General features: G+C 29.4%; 15 protein-coding genes. 2 read left to right on the forward strand and 13 right to left on the reverse strand.

Annotated features, from left to right (window positions below; translation table 11 throughout):
• Positions 1–10: 10 nt before the first annotated feature.
• Positions 11–379 (reverse strand): hypothetical protein, encoded by a 369-nt coding sequence (locus KQI86_RS00655; RefSeq protein ID WP_216437229.1) that lies wholly within the window; start codon positions 377–379, stop codon positions 11–13.
• Positions 380–526: 147 nt separating this feature from the next.
• On the opposite strand from KQI86_RS00655, the gene lexA reads away from it, so the two are divergent.
• Positions 527–1,129, forward strand: a complete 603-nt coding sequence (gene lexA / locus KQI86_RS00660; RefSeq protein ID WP_216437230.1) for a transcriptional repressor LexA — start codon at positions 527–529, stop codon at positions 1,127–1,129.
• 35 nt (positions 1,130–1,164) lie between these two features.
• Here the strand turns inward: lexA and KQI86_RS00665 are convergent, their stop codons facing one another.
• From KQI86_RS00665 to miaB, 6 genes are all read right to left on the reverse strand, one after another.
• Positions 1,165–2,448: a methionine gamma-lyase family protein gene (locus tag KQI86_RS00665; protein WP_216437231.1), complete on the reverse strand. Its 1,284-nt coding sequence runs from the start codon at positions 2,446–2,448 to the stop codon at positions 1,165–1,167.
• Positions 2,449–2,526: 78 nt separating this feature from the next.
• Positions 2,527–2,763, reverse strand: coding sequence for an RNA chaperone Hfq (gene hfq / locus KQI86_RS00670; RefSeq protein WP_216437232.1), 237 nt, complete (start codon positions 2,761–2,763; stop codon positions 2,527–2,529).
• Between the two features lie 69 nt (positions 2,764–2,832).
• A complete protein-coding gene (gene miaA / locus KQI86_RS00675; RefSeq protein ID WP_216437233.1) occupies positions 2,833–3,759 on the reverse strand; it encodes a tRNA (adenosine(37)-N6)-dimethylallyltransferase MiaA in 927 nt (308 codons plus the stop codon).
• Between the two features lie 15 nt (positions 3,760–3,774).
• Positions 3,775–5,673 (reverse strand): DNA mismatch repair endonuclease MutL, encoded by a 1,899-nt coding sequence (gene mutL, locus KQI86_RS00680; RefSeq protein WP_216437234.1) that lies wholly within the window; start codon positions 5,671–5,673, stop codon positions 3,775–3,777.
• 15 nt (positions 5,674–5,688) lie between these two features.
• Positions 5,689–8,409: a DNA mismatch repair protein MutS gene (gene mutS / locus KQI86_RS00685; RefSeq protein WP_216437235.1), complete on the reverse strand. Its 2,721-nt coding sequence runs from the start codon at positions 8,407–8,409 to the stop codon at positions 5,689–5,691.
• A gap of 50 nt (positions 8,410–8,459) precedes the next feature.
• Complete coding sequence (miaB, locus tag KQI86_RS00690) at positions 8,460–9,788, reverse strand: tRNA (N6-isopentenyl adenosine(37)-C2)-methylthiotransferase MiaB (RefSeq protein ID WP_216437236.1); 1,329 nt, start codon at positions 9,786–9,788, stop codon at positions 8,460–8,462.
• Between the two features lie 212 nt (positions 9,789–10,000).
• Between miaB and KQI86_RS00695 the strand changes: the two genes are divergently transcribed.
• Positions 10,001–11,197 (forward strand): pyridoxal phosphate-dependent aminotransferase, encoded by a 1,197-nt coding sequence (locus KQI86_RS00695; RefSeq protein WP_216437237.1) that lies wholly within the window; start codon positions 10,001–10,003, stop codon positions 11,195–11,197.
• Positions 11,198–11,235: 38 nt separating this feature from the next.
• Here KQI86_RS00695 and KQI86_RS00700 read toward each other — a convergent pair whose 3' ends face one another.
• The 6 genes from KQI86_RS00700 to KQI86_RS00725 all read right to left on the reverse strand — a co-directional run bounded on the left by KQI86_RS00700 (position 11,236) and on the right by KQI86_RS00725 (position 17,666).
• A complete protein-coding gene (locus tag KQI86_RS00700) occupies positions 11,236–11,946 on the reverse strand; it encodes a GNAT family N-acetyltransferase (RefSeq protein ID WP_216437238.1) in 711 nt (236 codons plus the stop codon).
• A 220-nt stretch (positions 11,947–12,166) separates the two neighbouring features.
• Positions 12,167–13,228, reverse strand: coding sequence for a CotS family spore coat protein (locus KQI86_RS00705; protein ID WP_216437239.1), 1,062 nt, complete (start codon positions 13,226–13,228; stop codon positions 12,167–12,169).
• A gap of 199 nt (positions 13,229–13,427) precedes the next feature.
• The gene (locus tag KQI86_RS00710; protein WP_216437240.1) at positions 13,428–15,338 is read right to left on the reverse strand and encodes a bifunctional 4-hydroxy-3-methylbut-2-enyl diphosphate reductase/30S ribosomal protein S1; all 1,911 of its coding nucleotides are present in this window, start codon (positions 15,336–15,338) and stop codon (positions 13,428–13,430) included.
• Between the two features lie 2 nt (positions 15,339–15,340).
• Positions 15,341–16,009 (reverse strand): (d)CMP kinase, encoded by a 669-nt coding sequence (gene cmk, locus KQI86_RS00715; protein ID WP_216437241.1) that lies wholly within the window; start codon positions 16,007–16,009, stop codon positions 15,341–15,343.
• A 71-nt stretch (positions 16,010–16,080) separates the two neighbouring features.
• Positions 16,081–16,440 carry a chorismate mutase gene (gene aroH, locus KQI86_RS00720; RefSeq protein ID WP_216438260.1) on the reverse strand — a complete coding sequence of 120 codons (360 nt, stop codon included), beginning with the start codon at positions 16,438–16,440 and terminating at the stop codon, positions 16,081–16,083.
• Positions 16,440–17,666, reverse strand: coding sequence for a BaiN/RdsA family NAD(P)/FAD-dependent oxidoreductase (locus tag KQI86_RS00725; protein ID WP_216437242.1), 1,227 nt, complete (start codon positions 17,664–17,666; stop codon positions 16,440–16,442). The genes aroH and KQI86_RS00725 overlap by 1 nt, the downstream gene beginning before the upstream one ends.
• Positions 17,667–17,677 lie beyond the last annotated feature (11 nt).

The following is a 17,677-nucleotide window of genomic DNA, read 5'->3' on the forward strand; positions in this document are numbered from 1 at the left end:
TTTCTTCTTATTATTTTCTTATTATTTTTATCAATCCAGGAAACTCTTCATAAGTATATTCTTCCCTTTTTATTTCATCTTCTAGAATTTCATTCAATCCATCTATATCATCAATAAATTCTACTTCTTCTGGCCCTTCTATACTTTCATCGCATACACTTTTAGATCCATAACTGTAATCTAAATTATTTAATTCATCCTCATCTTCAAATTCATCTTCAATAATTTCATCAATTTTAACACTTCTCATATCTTTTGACTCTTCTAAGCATTTGCCGCAGTTATCGCATGTTTTATTATTATCTAAATCACAAGTATAACACTCCCCACACTCATTGCATTGATTAGCATGATTAAATATACAGCATTTATTTGACATCTTTAGTAATCTCCTCTTTTATAATATTTACATTATGCAATTATATCAGAAGCTCATTCCAATTTCAACTAACATACGAGAACATAAGTTTGATATTTAATAATATATATGATATAATTCACTTATGATAGATTGTGAGGTGTTTTTATGATAAAACGGGATAAGCAAAGGGAAATATATGATTTTATAAAAGATCAGGTAAGAGAAAAAGGATATCCCCCTTCTGTTCGTGAAATCTGTGAAGCTGTAGGTTTAAAATCAACCTCTACTGTTCATGGTCATCTAAAAAGATTGGAGAAAAAGGGACTGTTGAGAAGAGACCCTACTAAGCCAAGAGCCATAGAATTAGTACATGATAATATCAATAAAAAAGAAATGCTTAATATACCAATCATAGGTACCGTTACTGCAGGGCAGCCAATACTTGCTGTGGAAAACATCGAAGATACCTTTGCATTACCTGTGAATTTTATAAATAGTAACAAGGACCTATTCATGCTAAAAATCCAAGGCGAAAGCATGATCGACGTTGGAATTATGGATGAAGACTGGGTTATTGTTGAAAAATCAGATTCTGCTGATAACGGAGAAATAATCGTAGCTTTAATCGAAAACGAAGCTACAGTAAAGAGATTTTATAAAGAAGATGGCTACATACGATTACAACCAGAAAATAAAAATATGCAACCTATATTAGTGAAAGACTGTAAAGTCATTGGAAAAATTGTAGGGTTGTTTAGAAAGTATTAAAGTATTAGTGAAGGTGACCTTGCGGGTCACCTTTTTTATTCATTGATTATTTTGTTTAACGCGATGAGAATACCTATTTTAGCATGATCAAAAGTTAATCCTCCTTGAAGATATGCTATATAAGGGTCTCTTATTGGAGCATCTGCAGATAACTCTATTGATGAACCTTGAACAAATGCACCAGCAGCCATAATTACTTGATCTTCATAACCAGGCATTTCCCACGGCTCACATTGTACGAAAGAATCTATAGGTGAACCCGCCTGTATGCCTTTACAGAATTTTATTAACTTTTCCTTATCATTGAACTTAACAGCTTGAATTATATCACTTCTCTTTTCGTTATATTTAGGTAACACTTCAAAGCCAGCTAGTTCCATTATTCTAGAACACAATATTGCACCTTTTACCGCTTCCATTGATATATGTGGTGCGAGGAATAATCCTTGGAATAACAGCCTCATAACACCAAAAGTAGAGCCACATTCCCCTCCTAAGCCTGGTGTAGTAAGTCTATAAGATGCCATTTCAACATACTCACTCTTCCCTACTATATATCCTCCAGTAGGAGCAATTCCACCACCTATATTTTTGATTAAAGATCCTGCCATAAGGTCTGCTCCAACATCAGTAGGTTCTAAAGTATCTGTAAATTCTCCGTAGCAATTATCCACAAAACATATTACGTCTTTTCTTATGCTTTTTACCCTTTCAATTACGTCCTTTATTTCACTTATCAACATTGAATTTCTCCAGCCATAGCCTGTAGATCTCTGTATATGTACTAATCTTATACTTTTATCTTCTCTTAATATTTCTTCCATGGAATCAAAATCTACTTTTCCGCCTTTAAGATCTATTTGTCTGTAGTTTATTCCGTAGTCCTTTAACGAACCCGTGTTGTCCTCCCCTGTTAAACCAATTATACTATGAAGAGTATCATAAGGCGATCCCGTTACCGCAAACATAGTATCTCCTGGCCTTAGATTTCCAAATAGTGCAGTACCTATAGCATGAGTACCGCTTACAAAGTGAGGCCTTACTAAAGCACTTTCACAATTAAACACCCTAGCATATACTTTATCTAATGAATCTCTACCTATATCAGCATATCCATATCCAGTAGAATTGGTGAAGTGAGAATCGCTTATTCTCTCTTTTTGTAAAGCATTAAGAACTTTTAATTGATTGTATTCTCTAATTTGATGATAGCTTTTAAACTCAACTTCTATATCTTCGAGAGCTTTATCGTATAGATCAATAACATTCTCTCCAATTTTATATAGATTTTTAAGTTGTTCTTTTGTTAAATCAAACATTTTATTAGAACCCTCCAGTTAACATTAATTACTTAAACATATTATCATATAAAAAAAGAATAGGCAAAATTTATTTGCCTACTCTTCTTGAAAATTATTAAATAATATCGGTCTATTAGGAGTAATCGTAGATACTGCATGTTTGTAAACCAACATCTGTTTGCCATTACAATCTAATATGATTGTAAAAGAATCAAACCCTCTTACAAATCCCTTTATTTGGTATCCATTAGTTAAATATATGATAACTTCGATTCTATTTTTTCTGGCTCCATTTAAAAATATATCCTGTAGGTTATTAACTGCTTTACTCATATGTATCACCCTCCATTAAATGATTATTATAAATATTCTATAAAGTATGCTAAAATCCTCTAAGTTTTATCATCTTGAATAGTTATTTATAATATATTCTATTATCTCCTCATCAGAATTAAAATCATCTTTATTAATCCAAATTGAATTTTCTGCCCTTCTAAACCATGTCAATTGTCTTTTAGCATAATTTCTACTGCCTTTTTTTATTAAGTAAACAGCTTCATCTAAAGATATCTTACCGTTAAGATAATAAAGTATTTCCTTATATCCAATGCCCTGCATAGATTGCATATACTCTGTACAACCCATATCTTTTAACTTTTTAACTTCATCAATAAGCCCTTGATTAAGCATAATATCTACTCTTTCATCAATTCTACTATAAAGCTTTTCTCTGTCCATAGTTAAAATAAAATATCGCAGGTTATAAGAACTCTTCTCTTCAATTTCTTCTTTTGAATATTCACTTATACTCTTTCCCGTTATCTTATATACTTCTAGAGCTCTAATAACTCTTTTAAGGTTATTGTAATGAATGTTATTATAAGAATACGGATCTATATCCTTTAATAAACTATGGACGTATTCTTTGCCTTTTTCCTCTGCTAACCCTTGTAGATACTCCCTATAATTTTCATCGCTTATCGCCTCTGTAAACTTGTAATCATGTATAATGGAATTTATATATAGCCCAGTTCCACCAACTAACATAGGCAACTTATTTTTATTGTATATATCATCAATGGCTCTTTCTGCATAATCTTTAAATTGGGAAGCATTGAAACTTTCATTTGGTTCAACCACATCTATCAAATAATGTTTAATTCCATCCATTTCATCTTCAGTTATCTTGGCAGAGCCAATATTCATATACTTGTATATTTGCATTGAATCAGCAGATATTATTTCACCATTAAGATGTTTTGCCAATTGTATAGATATATTGGTTTTTCCAACTGCAGTAGGGCCCGTTAGCACTAATAAATCTCTCATAGTATACCTCCCCCGCTATTGTATTCTTTTAAATCTCTTTTCTAACTCATTTAATGTAATTTTAATAATAGTTGGCCTACCATGAGGGCATGTAAAAGGTTCTTCTATGTATCTTAAATCTTCTAATAACCACTCCATTTCCTCCAAAGATAATTTGTCATTTGCCTTTACTGCGGCTTTACAAGCAAGTGTGGCTATTGAGTTATATTTTACTTCTACAGTTTCCCCACTTCCTAAATTCTTTATATTATCAATTATATCCATAAATAAGCTGTTTATTTCAGGTTTTCCCAAGATAAAAGGCACCTCTTTAATATTTATAGTATTATCTCCAAAAACTTCAATATTAAATCCAACTCTAGCAAACAAATCCTTATTTTCCTCATAACAAGTAAAGTCTTCGGGAGTTAATTCTAATACCACAGGAGATAGCAATAGTTGTGATTTTACAGTAGCATTAGAAATATTAAATTTATACTTTTCAAAAATAATTTTTTCATGGGCAGCATGTTGGTCTACAATAAACAGATCCTCTAAGCACTGAGCCAATATATATGAAGCATTAAACTGCCCAATAATTTTAAGTCTAGGGAATTTAGCTTCCCTTACAACCGTAACAGTAGATTCTTGTATTTCTTTTATTTCATCCATTCTGTTTATTTCGTTAAAATTTTTATTCTCTTCTATTTTATTGCTTAAAGTTGGAATAATCTCATCCATAACTATTTCTCTTTTGTCTAGATCTATAGGTAGTTGAATTTTTTCTACTACAGGAGCCTCATATTTATATCCTTCATACTTTGTGAATATATTTCCATTTTCCTTTACAACTTCATGATTATTGTTATTGCTATTATCTCTCTCTCCATAACTGACTTCTTCTATCTTATCTATACTATCTGCTTCAATATTAAACGTGTCTTTTAAACTCTCTTTTAGAGATTGATGAACGGTTTTAAATATTGTAGAAAATATGCTTCTATCATCTTTAAATTTTACTTCAGTTTTGGTTGGATGAACATTAACATCCACATATTCTGCATATATATCTAAAAATAAAACGAAAAAAGGAAACTTATTCACCGTTAAAAATGATTTAAATGCATTTTCTACAGCAGTTGTAATGGATTTGCTTTTTATATATCTTTTATTTACAAATATGCTTTGATTGTTTCTACTCCCCCTACTTATACTTTCATTACCTATATATCCATATACAGATGAAATATCTCCATGATATTCAAAGTAATTTACATTATCAACTACATTTTTGCCGTATATAGCCCTTATAACATTAAGCATATTACCGTCACCATATGTATTTACCACCATTTTATTGTTATTATAAAGTTTAAATCCTATATGAGGGTTTGCAAGAGCTAATCTTTGCACTATATCGGATATTAATGCTCCTTCCCTAGATACTGATTTCATAAACTTAAGTCTAGCTGGCACATTATAAAACAAATCTTCTACTTCAATAGTAGTTCCTACATTCATCCCTGTTTCTTTATTGGATACAATTCTTCCACCTTCTAAGCATATTTCTTTACCATAACTAAAATCTTCAACTCTACTCTTTAACAAAGTTTTAGATACGGATGAAATACTCGCTAAAGCTTCCCCCCTAAATCCCATGGTGCGTAAGGTGAAAATATCTTCAATATTGAAAATTTTACTTGTAGCATGGGGGATAAATGCCTTCTCTATGTCTTCAGGATATATACCATGACCATCATCGGTAATTCTTATAAACTTCAAACCACCCTCTTCAATTTCTATAGTTATATTCTTAGAATCTGCGTCAATACTATTCTCAACAAGTTCTTTTACTACAGAAAAAGGTCTTTCCACTACTTCACCAGCAGCTATTTTATTAAATGTATCCTGATCTAAAATATTTATCCTCTTCAAAACAATCCCCACCTTTTAAATGGATTTAGCTTTTTTTATTAATTCATATAATTTATTAAAACCTTCCATAGGAGTTATATTCATAATATCCATTGATACTATTTCTTTAATTAAATTATCCTTTTGAATATGAGTAAAATCTAGTTGTATGCTATCCAATGCCACTTCTTTACTTCCATCTTCATTTCTTATATCTTTACTATGTGCATCATTAATATATATATCTTTGCTATTTAAATCTTTACTATTTACATTTTCTTTACTTACATTTTCTTTACTTACATTTTCTTTACTTACATTTACTTTATCTATATTTTCTATTTTCAGGTCCATACTTTTATCTTTTTCTATAGAACTTAATATGTCCTTAGCTCTATTGATTACATCTTCTGGCAATCCTGCAAGTTTGGCAACTTCTATACCATAAGATTGATCCGCTCCCCCTCTTATGATTTTTCTTAAGAAAACTATTTCTTTCCCTACTTCCTTTACTGAAACAGAATAATTCTTTACTCCTGTTACCTTGCCTTCCAGTTGAGTTAATTCATGATAATGGGTTGCAAATAGGGTTTTACACTTTAAATTTGCATTCTTGCAGATATACTCAATTACAGCCCAGGCTATGCTAAGCCCATCAAAAGTACTAGTACCCCTTCCTACTTCATCAAGTAGTATTAAGCTTTTGTTAGTGGCATTGTTCAATATATTAGAAACCTCCCACATCTCAACCATAAAAGTACTCTTGCCAGAGGCTAAATCATCTGAAGCACCTATTCTTGTAAAGATTTTATCGCATAAAGAAATCTTTGCTTCTTTTGCCGGTACAAAGCTACCTACTTGTGCCATTATGGTTATTAAAGCCACTTGTCTCATATAAGTTGACTTTCCAGCCATATTAGGACCAGTTATAAGTATTAAAGAGTCATCTTTTGTATTTATAACTGTATCATTGGATACAAAGGCTCCTATTGGTATCATTTTTTCTATAACTGGGTGTCTACCTTCAACTATTTTAATTTCATCACCGTCATTTATTATAGGCTTATAGTAATTATTCTCTAATGCCACTGTAGCAAGAGAACTCAGACAATCTATTGTAGCAATAATATGTGCGGACTTCTTCATTCTTTCAACTTCTTTTTCTATGTTATCTCTTATGATTACAAATAAATTATACTCTAAGGAAATAAGCTTATCTTCTGCATGTAATATTTTATCTTCCATTTCCTTAAGTTCTGGCGTTATGTATCTTTCACAGTTTGCTAAAGTCTGTTTTCTTATATATCTATCCTCAGGTACAGAAGCTAAGTTGGTTTTTGTCACTTCGATATAATATCCAAACACTTTATTGTAACCAACCTTTAGAGATTTGATTCCCGTTATCTCTCTTTCCTTATTTTCTAATTGGGCTATCCACTCTTTACCATGAGCCTTCGCTTTCCTTAAGCTATCAACCTCTTCATCATATGCATCCTTAATTATATTCCCTTCTTTTAAGGATAAAGATGGACTATTATTTATAGCTCTTTCAAGCAAGTCGTATATATCATATAGTTCATCTAAGTTTTCCCACATACTTTTTAACAAAGGAGTATTAAAATTCATTAAAAGCTTTTTAATTCCAGGAATTTTTTCTAGTGAATTTTTTAAAGAGATAAGCTCTTTTGCATTTACATTTTTAGAGGATATCTTCCCTACTATTCTCTCTATATCATATATATCTTTTAAAGCTACTTTAATATCTTCATGAAGAGAGATATTATTTAGTAACTCTTCTACGCTATTTAATCTTCCCTCAATTTTCTCTCTATTGATAAGTGGTTGCTCTAACCATTTTCTAATTTGTCTTCCTCCCATAGCGGTACTAGTTTTATCCAATACCCATAATAGGGATCCTTTTTTCGATTTATCTCTAAGGGTTTCCGTTAACTCAAGATTTCTCTTGGAGTTTATATCTATAGATAAAAAGTCTACTATGCTATAATATTGAAATCTATTTATATTTGATAGAGAAGTTTTTTGAGTTTGAAATATGTACTTCAAAAGACAATTACTAACTTTAATAAGAGATACATCATAGTTATCCTTTATAAAATCCTCAAATTGATTCTCTAATAAATTCTCATCTTCAAAATAATCTTTATCAACCTTTGTGAATACCACATTAAATCTATTTCTAATACTTTCAATGATTTCATCATTACTATCTTCTAAAATCAATACTTCGCTAGGATTATATTTTGATATTTCATCAATAATAATATTTTCACTAAAAGTATGATCTGTACCATAAAATTCTCCAGTAGAAATATCACAAAAACATATGCCTACATGATTATTTTCTACATAAAAGCTCATTATATAGTTGTTTTTATTTTCATCTAAAAATGAAGGATCCGTATATGTTCCAGGAGTTACTATTTTGATTATATCCCTTTTAACAATACCCTTTGCTTGAGACGGGTCCTCTAACTGCTCACATATAGCTATCTTATATCCTTTGCTAATTAATCTACTTATATATGAATCTGCTGAATGATAGGGAATTCCACACATCGGTGCTCTCTCTTCTAATCCACAGTCCCTACCTGTTAATACCAACTCCAATTCTCTAGATGCAGTTTTAGCATCTTCAAAGAACATTTCGTAGAAGTCGCCAAGTCTAAAAAACAAAATACTATCTTTGCACTTTTCCTTAATTTCTAAATATTGTTGCATCATTGGAGTTAATGCCAAATTACTCATCCTCCTTTAAATTTATAAAAAAAGCTCTTTAAAGAGCTTTTTTATATTTCTTCTCCAGTTAATGAAAAAGAGTTAGATTTTACTATTTTCACTTCAATAAATTTACCTATATTACTCTTATCTCCATAGAAGTTAACTAGTTTACCCGTTCTAGTTCTTCCCATTAATCTGTCATCACTAGTTTTACTTTCCCCTTCTACTAAAATTTCAACAACTCTACCTTCATACTCTTTATTTTTTTTCTCAAATATTTTATTTACAGTGTCAATTAATCTATTAAATCTCTTATGCTTTACATCATCCGCTATCTGTTCTTCCATTTCATCTGCAGGTGTACCTTTCCTCTTAGAATAAATAAATGTAAATGCAGTATCGTACTCAACTTCTTTAATTAAGGATAGTGTTTCTTCAAAATCCTCTTCAGTTTCTCCTGGGAAGCCAACTATTATATCTGTAGATAAAGCTACACCTGGAATTCTTTCTTTTATTTTTTTAACTAATTCTAAATACTGCTCTCTATCATAAGATCTATTCATCTTTTTTAGAATTTTTGCTGAGCCAGATTGAACAGGTAGATGTATGTGCTCGCATAGTTTATCGCATTCACTAATAGCATCTATAACATCATCAGTCAAATCCTTTGGGTGAGATGTCATAAACCTAATTCTTTCTAAACCTTCTATTTCATTTAATCTCCTTAATAGTTGGCTAAAGCTTAATAATGGAACTAAATCTTTACCATAGGAGTTTACATTTTGACCTAACAGAGTAATTTCTTTATAACCTTTTTTTACTAGACTTTGAATTTCTTCTTCTATATCTTCAGGCTTTCTACTTCTTTCTCTTCCTCTTACGTAGGGAACTATACAATAAGTACAGAAATTATTACAACCATACATAATTGTAACAAAAGCCTTTACATCACTTTTTCTATCGATTGGAAGACCTTCTACAACGCCTTCCTCTTCATTCCATATTTCAATTATTGATTTACCTTCTTGTTTTGCTCTATTTAAATACTCTGGAAACTTGTGTGAGTTATGCGTTCCAAATATTATATCTACAAAAGGAAACTTCTTAATTATTCCTTCTGCCATACCCTCTTGTTGCATCATACAACCACATACAGCAATAATTAAATCAGGATTTTCCTTTTTTAATTTTTTTAGTGCTCCAAGGTTACCGTACACCTTTAATTCAGCATTTTCTCTAACACAACAAGTATTAAAGATTATTATATTCGCTTTTTCTTTATCTTCAGTATTTGAATATCCTATATTTCTTAACATACCAGATAACTTTTCTGAATCTTCTTCGTTCATCTGGCATCCCCAAGTCTCTATATAAAATAAACCTTTTTCCTTTTCCATATTGTTCACCTCATATTTAATTATAGTTTAACATTCATCATTATACTATATTATACATCATAATTGTATATATTTAATTCTATTTTGCTATTATAATATTTATATAGACCACAACATATTATTTTTTATCCTTAAGTGGCTCTTTCAATATTTTCTAATAAATATTAAAATGTTATATAATCGAAGTATTATAGTTATGGGAGTTGAATATTATGAATATATCAAAAAGAATAGATAACATGAAGTTTTCTGAAATACGTAAATTCATACCATTCGCAGATGAAGCTAAGGAAAGAGGAATAAAAGTACATCATTTAAATATTGGTCAGCCTGATATAAAGACACCTGAAGAATTTTTTCATGCAATAAATAATTTTAAAGAAAAAACTTTAAAATATGAAAACTCACATGGAATTAAAGAACTTATTTCCAGCTTCATAAAGTATTATAAATCAATTAATATAAACTTAGACAAAGATGATATACTCATTACTCATGGTGCAAGCGAAGGTATCTTGTTTGCATTGTTGACAATTTGTGACTACGGAGACGAAATAATATTACCTGAGCCATACTATACAAACTACAACAATATGGCTAAAATGGCTGGTGTAACTATTAAATCCTTTAGAACATATAGGGAAGATGGATTTCATCTTAAAAATAAAGAAGATATACTTAAAAACATTACCCCTAGAACAAAAGCTATGTTAATATGCAATCCTGGAAATCCTACTGGAGTTGTTTATACTGAAGAAGAAGTTAGATTGTTATGCGATATAGCAAAGGAAAAAGATCTATTTATTATAGTAGATGAGGTTTATAGGGAGTTTGTGTATGGCACTGAAAAATTCACTTCCTTTATGCATATGGAGAATGTATCAGATAGAGTAATCTTAGTAGATAGCATTTCAAAGAGATATAGTGCATGTGGAGCTAGAATAGGAATGTTAGTTTGTAGAAATAAAATTGTATCCAATGAATTTATGAAGCTCAGCCAAACTAGACTAAGTGTTTCAAGTATAGATCAAATAGGAGCGGCTAGTTTAATCGATGTTACTCCACAATATTTAATTGATGTAAATAAAGAATATGAAAAAAGAAGAGATGTATTGTATGAAGGACTTATCAGCATACCTGGTGTTAGTTGTGAAAAGCCATCTGGAGCATTTTATATAATAGTAAAGCTTCCTGTTAAAAATGCAGATCATTTTACAAAATGGTTATTAACGGATTTTAATCTTAATAACAAAACCGTAATGATTACCCCAGCGGCAGGTTTCTATGCTACTGAAGGCTTAGGACTTGATGAAGTTAGACTTTCATATTGTATTGATAGGGAAGATTTAAAGGAATCTGTAGAAATATTAAGAAGAGCCTTGGAAGAATATAAAAAAATATTTGATTAAATAAAAAAGATAGACATTTTCCTAATGGTCTATCTTTTTTAAATAATTATTTCCATTTTATAGTCTTCTTCTATAACTTTAAATCCACATTTTTTATATAGATTTAATGCTGTTTCATTGTTCCAGTCAACTTTTATTATTGCCTTTGTAAATTTATAATCTATTATTATATTTAATAAATAATTTATTAAAATTTCACCATAACCCTTGCCTCTATACTCCTTTAATATTCCAACATTTACAATCAGAGGTGTGGAATTATAAATTATAATTTGCCCATATCCTATATAAACTCCATCTACTATAATAAAGATTGCACCATCTGGAAAATAATACTCTTGATATTGATCATATACTATATCCTTTATTGTAAGTGGTTTTCTAGATTGATTTTTAAAGACTTCATTTTGTATAAAACATCTTATTTCTTCATCTTTTCCCCGTTGAAACACTTTAAACTTAACCTCTTTAGGTAAAAATGACTTTCTATTAAATATTAAATCACGTTCCATTTTTAGAGTTCCATTTTTCTTTTTAAATCCTACTTTTTCTAATAATTTTATATTATATCCATTATTGCTACACATTAAATGAGCTCTATCCTTTGGTCTAAAAACTTCTAATAACATCATAATATTAAATTCGTTGCATTCTTCTGGAATTAAATTCATGCTATTTATATAATAAAGAGAGTTACCCTCCTTGGTATTCCATATATATCCAATATATTTATTATTTTTTTTTATCATATATACACTTTTTCTTAATTGCATCTTCCCTATAATATTTTTAGCGTTATAGGAATAAAAAAAATCTTCGTTATGTTTATTAAAGTTTAATCTTAAACTGTTAAGAATTTGAAAATAAATTATATTTCTTTTAGTTAACATTTCGTATACACACATAAAACTTCCTCGTCTTGCATTAATCTATACTTATTAGTATAATTGGTAACAATATCATAGTCAATTAGCATTCCTCGTAACTATTTACATAGTTTATATAATCTTCCAAAAATATTTGTTGTAACTCATCAGACTTTATTAATTTATTAAGTTTATTCATATATTTGCTTTCACTCCATCCTTTCTTTTTTATATAACGCTTTTTACCTAATTTACAATATTTATGGGGAAAAGCTATCGTAGCTAACATAGCCTCTACTTCTCCTTTTGAAAGCTTATTAACCTCATTATAGGCTTCAATTAATTGTTTTGCTTTATCAAAATTCCAGGCGTAGGATTTCTTAAACATTAATCTTCTAATCAGCTTACCTAAATCATTTATATGCAAATCTATTATTATACTATCTAAATCAATAAGGTAGTATTCATCATCTTTTTTAATTATATTCTGATAGTAGAAACTATCATGACAAATTGTTTTGTTTTCACTAGATTTTTTGGATAACATATAGTAATCTGAGGCATTTAAGAAATGAAGGGTGGCTAATCCTCTAGCATAAAACCTATCAATGTAATTCCTATATACTATATCAAATTCGTTTTTTAATTTTCTTCTTTCAATTATATCTTTATAACTTTCTAAATTATTAAGATTTTTGTTGAATATTTTAGGCCAATTTCTAAGATTATTTTTAACTTTTAATTTTTTAGTCTCAATTTTTAAAGAAGTAATATGAAATTCAGCAAGTAGTTTTACGCAATTGCATGCCTCAGTTATATCGTTTAAATCACACTCTTCTCCATCTATCCATTCAGTTACATAATAAAAAGATTTTTTATATTTTTCAAATAGGTAGTTGTCTTTTGTCCTATAAAATTTAGCGGTATATGAAAATCCATGTTTGTCTAGTTCTTGAATTAAAATATTACTATTTATAGCTTTTCTTTTACTTCTTCTAATTTTCTTTAAACAAACCGGGCCTTTGTCTGTATATATTTTATAAGTATTTCTTACTCTTTCTATATCTTTAATATCCAAATTATAATTTTCCATTATTCTTTTTACGGTTTTTATTTCATGTCCAGTTAAATCATCTACATATTGAACTAATTTTCTATCCCCCATAATTCCCCTCCAATTATTATCTTATATATTATATTAATAATGGATGGGAATATTACCTAAAATAAGAGGGTAATATGTTATGTTCTATATATTTCATATCTTAAATTAGTGTATGCTATTATATGAACATAATTTATCAAAAATAAATGCATGTATTATTTTCATAATACACGCATTTATCTAAATTTATCCTTTGCTTCTATATATTATTAACCTCTTTAATACTTAAACCAATTTTTTTATTTTCTTTGTCTAAATCTAAGATCTTTGCCTTTATATTTTCTCCTATTTTAAGTACATCTTCTGCTTTCTCAACTCTTTTATGACTTATCTGTGATATATGAACTAAGCCATCTATACCTGGCTCTAGTTCAACAAAAGCTCCAAAGGAAGCAAAACGAACTATTTTACCAAGTACTATTGAACCTATTGGGTACTTTACATCTGCAGTACTCCATGGATCTTCCTTTAACTTTTTTAAACTTAAAGCTAATTTCTTGTTTTCTTTATCTAAATCTAAAATATATACTTTAAGCTTATCTCCAACTTTAAGCATTTGGGATGGAGATGATATTCTTCCCCAAGACATTTCTGTTACATGTAGAAGTCCATCTACACCCCCAATTTCTACAAAAGCTCCAAAATCAGTTAATCTTTTTACTTCTCCATCAACTACTGTATCTTTTTCTAATGAATTCCATGTTTCCTCTATTCTCTTATCTTGTATTTCTTTTAATATTTCTCTTCTTGAAGCTACTATTCTTGTATTATTCCTCTTTTCTTCAAACTCTAATATTTTAACGCTTAACTCTTTACCTACATAAGAATTTAAATCTTCAATATGGCTTAATTCTACATGGGAAGCTGGTAAGAAAGTTCTTATAATATCCTTATATAGTAATATCAATCCACCTTTTACTACTTCCTTTACTTTTCCTTTAATAATATCATTATTGTTAAAGGCTTCTTTTACTTCTTTATAAGCATTATCTCTGTTTAATTCTATTAAAGAAATTATTGGAGAATATTTTTCGGAACCTAATCTGATTATTTTTCCTGTAACTTTTTCTCCACTTTTTAATATGTTTGTTAAATCAGCATTTTCTTCCTTTGTAACTTCATCTAATGGAAGCAGTGCGTCAGATTTATAACCTATATTTACAAAAGCTTCTTTTGGATTGACGTGGATTATTTCACCTTCTAATATTTGGCCAACATGTATTTGAGCATTGTTTTTTTCCATAAATTCTAGCTGTTCATTGGTTTGCATTGAATTTTCTCCATTCATTTTATTAATAGCCTCCTTTATTATCCAATCAGGTGTGGATGCGCCAGCTGTAACACCTATTGTAGAATTATTATTTATAAATTTATCAGGTATTTCTCCTGCATTTTCAACATGTATGGTATTTACACAATTATTTTTACAAATCTCATATAACTTGGTAGTATTAGAACTATTTTTTCCTCCTATTACTATCATATTATCTACTGTTTTTGAAAGATTACCTGCTGCCATTTGTCTAATGCTAGTTGCACTACATATAGTATTAAATGCTAATATCTCCTTGCATTGTTTAATAACTATACTTAAAACCTGTTCCCAATGCTCGTTTTTTTCCGTAGTTTGTGATACAACGCAAATCTTTTTAGGGAGGTCTTTTAAATCACTTCCATCCTTTGAAATTATTGCCGTATTATTGCACCATCCGTTTATTCCAATTACCTCTGGATGGGAACTATCACCAACTATTAATATCTTATAACCTTTTTTATAATATTTCTCCACTTTTTTTTGTATATTGGAAACATAAGTACAGGTAGCATCAATTACTATTAATTTTTTATCATGTAACTTATTAAGAATATCTATGGATATACCATGGGAGCGTATAATCACTACATCCCCTTCTTTTAAATCTTTTATATGATCTAATTCTATAGGATATATATCTTTTTCTTTTAAATAATTTACTACATCGCCATTATGTATTAGCGGTCCTAATGTGTAAATTGGCTTGTTGTATTCCTTTTTTATATCTAATGCCATATCTACAGCTCTTTTAACACCATAACAAAATCCTGAGTTTTTAGAAAGAATTATATTCAAAATTAATCACCTACTACATCAATTGAATTTTCTATGTAATATGCCATCTTTTCAACTACTTCTTCAATAGTACAACTAGATGTATCTATCTCAATAGCATCTTCAGCTTTTTTTAATGGGTTTGCCTTCCTATTGGAGTCAATATAATCTCTTTTTATTATCTCTTGTAATATATTATCGTATTCCACATCTAGCTTCTTACCTATTAACTCTTTATACCTTCTTTGGGCTCTAACTTCTGGAGAAGCTGTAACATAAAATTTTACATTAGCCTGTGGTAGAACTACAGTTCCAATATCTCTGCCATCCATAATCACATCATATTTCTTTGATATATTCTTTTGAATCTCTACTAGTAGCTCTCTAACTTCAGGAACAGCAGCATAAAAAGAAACTTTATTACTTATATTTGGATTTCGTATTTCTTCACTAACGTCTTCTTCATTTATAATTAACCTATCTTTAAAGAAATAAAACTGCGAAGATTTTATTAAACTACAAAGACCTTCTACATCATCAGCAGAAATACCATTTCTTTGAGCTAATAATGTCACCCCTCTATACATAGATCCAGTATCTATATAGTTTAGATTAAATTTTTTTGATAGTATTTTTGCTATAGTACTCTTTCCTGCGCCTGCAGGACCATCCACCGCAATTGCTATACTCAATGTTAAACTCCCTTTCTAACTTTTAGATATTTTATAAAAATATATTCTATAAATAATATTAAAATCCTCTATTAATTATGATTAAATAGATCTGTCCTAAGTTTTTTTGCTTCTTTTAAATATACATAATTAATATTATCACTATTTCCATTCACTAATATAAGAAATCTTACACACAATGGTAGAGAATTTTCTACTTCCATTTCATTAAAATGCATTATTGCAACATTACTTAAATTATAATGCTCTCTTATAAATTTTCCAGGATAATCTTTTGTCACATCTTTTGTACAAGATATAAAAATTGAAACTATATCTTCGAGCTTTACATCATTTTTTTCAATTATCTCCTTAAATAACTCTAAGGATGAAACTTTGATTTCTTCTACAGTGTTTTCCTTTATAGTAGTAGCTCCTCTTATACTAAACATCATTTTTCACCTACCATACTTCCTGCAATATATCCTGTGGAAAAAGCTATTTGAATATTGTATCCTCCTGTATAGGCATCTACATCTAAAAGTTCACCAGTAAAATACAAATTATTTATTAATTTTGATTTCATCGTAGATGGATCTACCTCTTTAACATCTACTCCACCAGCTGTTACAATAGCTTCTGCGATAGGTCTCAATCCCTTCACTCTTAAAGTTAGATTTTGAAGGATATCTACAAGCCTTTTTCTTTCTTCTTTTGTTATTGAATTTACTTTCTTATTTTCAGGTATTTCAGAAAGTCTAATAATTATAGGAATTAACTTACTTGGTAATAGATCCTCTAATGAATTTTTAAAATCTTTATTTATATATTTTATAAAGTCCTTTTGTATTCTTCTATCTAATTCTTCACTACTTAATGCAGGTTTAAGATTAATTATTGCTTTAAATTTTTCTTTTTCATCTATAAACCTACTACCACTTAAAACTATAGGTCCGGATATTCCAAAATGGGTAAATAACATTTCTCCAAATTCATTAAAAACTTTCTTTCCTTTAGAGTTTTTTAATGTTAACTCTACATTTTTTAAAGAAAGGCCTTGAAGATCTTTTCCCCACTCTTCATATATTTCTATAGGAACTAAGGAAGGCTTTAGATGAGTAATTTTATGTCCAGCAATCTTAGCCAGTTCATGTCCTTTACCTGTAGAACCTGTCTGTGGGTAAGATACACCACCAGTAGCTAAAATGAAATAATCTCCTTTTATAACCTTTAAGTTTTTTGTCTTAATACCCGTAACTAAATGGTCTTTAATTATTATATCATCAACATCTTCACTAGTTAATATCTTTACTCTTTTTTTAATAAGCTCTTTCTCTAATGCTTTTATTATATCTGAGGATTTATCTGATTCTGGGAAAACTCTTTCTCCTCGTTCTACCTTCAGTTTCACTCCTAAACTTTCAAAAAAATTCATAACATCAATATTAGTATATGTATAAAGTGAACTATATAAGAATTCAGGATTCCCAGGAATATATTCAAAAAAATCACCAATGTCTTTCCCGTTAGTTACATTGCATCTACCTTTACCCGTAATAAATAATTTTTTGCCTAATTTTTCATTTTTTTCAACTAAAATAACCTCATGCTTATCTGCAGCTTGAATAGCTGCCATCATGCCTGCAGGTCCTCCGCCAATTACAATTACTTTTGCCACACTTTCTCCTC

This window comes from Clostridium mobile, from assembly GCF_018918285.1.
GTDB classification, from domain to species: domain Bacteria; phylum Bacillota; class Clostridia; order Clostridiales; family Clostridiaceae; genus Clostridium_AW; species Clostridium_AW mobile.

Excerpts from the sequence above, each read along its gene's own strand:
- KQI86_RS00700 (WP_216437238.1), bottom strand. The coding sequence starts at position 11,946 with ATGATAAAAAAAAATAATAAATATATTGGATATATATGGAATACCAAG.
- KQI86_RS00655 (WP_216437229.1), bottom strand. The coding sequence starts at position 379 with ATGTCAAATAAATGCTGTATATTTAATCATGCTAATCAATGCAATGAG.
- KQI86_RS00665 (WP_216437231.1), bottom strand. The coding sequence starts at position 2,448 with ATGTTTGATTTAACAAAAGAACAACTTAAAAATCTATATAAAATTGGA.
- miaA (WP_216437233.1), bottom strand. The coding sequence starts at position 3,759 with ATGAGAGATTTATTAGTGCTAACGGGCCCTACTGCAGTTGGAAAAACC.
- KQI86_RS00705 (WP_216437239.1), bottom strand. The coding sequence starts at position 13,228 with ATGGGGGATAGAAAATTAGTTCAATATGTAGATGATTTAACTGGACAT.
- miaB (WP_216437236.1), bottom strand. The coding sequence starts at position 9,788 with ATGGAAAAGGAAAAAGGTTTATTTTATATAGAGACTTGGGGATGCCAG.
- KQI86_RS00695 (WP_216437237.1), top strand. The coding sequence starts at position 10,001 with ATGAATATATCAAAAAGAATAGATAACATGAAGTTTTCTGAAATACGT.
- aroH (WP_216438260.1), bottom strand. The coding sequence starts at position 16,440 with ATGTTTAGTATAAGAGGAGCTACTACTATAAAGGAAAACACTGTAGAA.
- hfq (WP_216437232.1), bottom strand. The coding sequence starts at position 2,763 with ATGAGTAAAGCAGTTAATAACCTACAGGATATATTTTTAAATGGAGCC.
- lexA (WP_216437230.1), top strand. The coding sequence starts at position 527 with ATGATAAAACGGGATAAGCAAAGGGAAATATATGATTTTATAAAAGAT.